This is a genomic window from Acutalibacter sp. 1XD8-33 (assembly GCF_003612555.1).
Classification (GTDB): Bacteria; Bacillota; Clostridia; order Oscillospirales; family Acutalibacteraceae; genus Acutalibacter.
Genome location: NZ_RAZF01000071.1, coordinates 1 through 2,092 on the forward strand (window position 1 = coordinate 1; position 2,092 = coordinate 2,092).

At 55.3% G+C, this 2,092-nt stretch carries 1 protein-coding gene and 1 pseudogene; both read left to right on the top strand.

The window, feature by feature from the left end; all coding sequences use genetic code 11:
• Positions 1-131: 131 nt before the first annotated feature.
• A pseudogene (locus D7X94_RS19995) lies at positions 132-458 on the top strand (helicase); the annotation flags it as partial.
• A gap of 732 nt (positions 459-1,190) precedes the next feature.
• Positions 1,191-2,092, top strand: a 902-nt coding sequence (locus D7X94_RS17775) for a DUF3849 domain-containing protein (protein WP_120429149.1), incomplete at its 3' end; no start/stop codon positions are given.

Sequence of the window (2,092 nt, forward strand, 5' to 3'; positions counted from 1 at the left end):
CATGCGCCAGAAACAGCAAATCGTGAACACTCTTTTTGAGCAAGGAAACGCTTAGTTTTGTTACCCCCCCCCGCCGAAAAACTACAAAATTTCTTCGGCGTTTTCTTACAATTTCAAATTGGCGTTGACACTGGCAGACAGTGGAGAACAAGCAGAAATTCATTTCGCAGATTATGACCTCAAAATCCCCGGTGCGCTCCTGCGAGGACGTGGACGAGACCGCCCTCTCCTATGCGGAGATCAAGGCCCTGTGCGCGGGAAATCCGCTGATAAAAGAGAAGATGGACCTGGACATTGACGTGGCCCGCCTGCGTCTGCTGAAATCGGACCACCAGAGCCATCAGTACCGCATGGAGGACGATCTTCTGAAACGGTTCCCTGAGAAAATCAAGGAAAACGAGGGCTTTATCGCGGGGCTGGAGGCCGACATGAAAACGCTGGCGAAGCATCCCCATCCGATGGTGCCGGTAAAGCCCGCCGCCCCGCCCCAGGCTGACGGAAAACAGCCGGACACGCCCGCTGCCGATGCCCCCACCGCTCCCGCTGCGGAGACCACCGCCGTGGAGGTCAAGCAGGGGTTTGCTGGTATGGAGATCGGGGGCCAGACCTACACGGACAAGGTGGAGGCAGGCAAGGCCCTGATCGCGGAAATCCGCAAGGGCATCAAGCCGGGGGAGCCGGTCGAGATCGGGAATTATCGCGGCTTCTCTATGGCCCTGTCCGTGGAGGACTTTGGGCGCACCTCTGTCCTGACCCTCAAAGGCCAGATGACCCACCGCGCCGAATTGGGAGAGGATGTTTTAGGTAATCTTCTCCGCATCGACCACACCTTGAATAAAATGCCGGAGCGGGTGACGGTGCTGCGCTCCCAGCTTGACAACCTGCACCAGCAGATGAAAGAGATTCAAGGCGAGATCGGCAAGCCCTTCCCCCAAGAGGCGGAGCTTCAGCAGAAAAGTGAGCGGCTGGCAGAACTGAACGCGCAGTTAGGGATAGAGGATGGGCCTGCCCCGGCTGGTGAGCAGCGTCTGGCCAAGGACGCCCGCCCCTCGGTATTGGAGGGATTGAAACGGCCTGTCCCGCCCAAACAGAAAACAGACAAACCGAAAGACCACCGCCAGGAGCGGTGACGTGGAAAGTCAGGCGGGGGCAGCTCCGCCTGACTTTGCTTATGAAATGGAGGAATTAAAATGAATCAAAAACCAATCTACCCATATCCCGCTGCTTACGCACGGGAAAACGGCGAATTGGAACAGTATCGGGAATCGCTGAAAGCCCTTGCCGACTGCAAGTGTGCCATTGACGATGCAATCCGTAATAATTGGGATGGAATGAATTTTGCCAAGGATTCAGCCAAAGGGGTTCTGAAACAGTTTGGGCCGGAGAGGGTAGCGTTCATTCTGGCTTATACGGTCCATGAAAGGAATATTGATAACCGTTTCTCCGGCCACAACGCAAGTTGGGCCAAAACTGTTCCGCTGTACGGAATGGCCAGCGACCGGGAGAGCTGCACTTTGGAAAGCCACCCCGCCAAGGTGGACCTGTTCATTGATCTGGTACGGAGGGACCTCCAGGAGCTGGAACAGCAAAAGTCTGCTTCGCGCCGGAAACCCTCTGTAAAACATAGAAAGGAGACGGTTAAAATGGATAAGACCCCGATTTACAAGGAATCTTTCGAGTACGCATATAATCATGGCGAGGAAGAACAGCACCGTGCCTCCAACCATGCCAATATCGCCTGCAAAAAGGCGATTGAAACGGCCATCGCCAGCCACTACCATGACAACCGCCTTGATACACAGGCGGCGGTGCAGGAGGTGGTGAAGCAGTTTGGCTATGAGCGGATGTTCTATGTGCTGGCCAACACGGTGCAAACCCAAGGGACGGATGGGCGCGTCTCCCAAGCCAACAAGAAGTGGGCGCAGACTATCCCCATCGTTTTTGAAAGAGGAAAACGGGACACTTCCTACCTTATCACACAAACTCACCCTGGTCTTTTGGATATGTTCGTGAGCAGCGCACGGCATGAATTTCTGCTGAAGCAGCCCCTCAAGGCGGCGGACATCAAGGCGGAGGCCGAACACATTTTGAA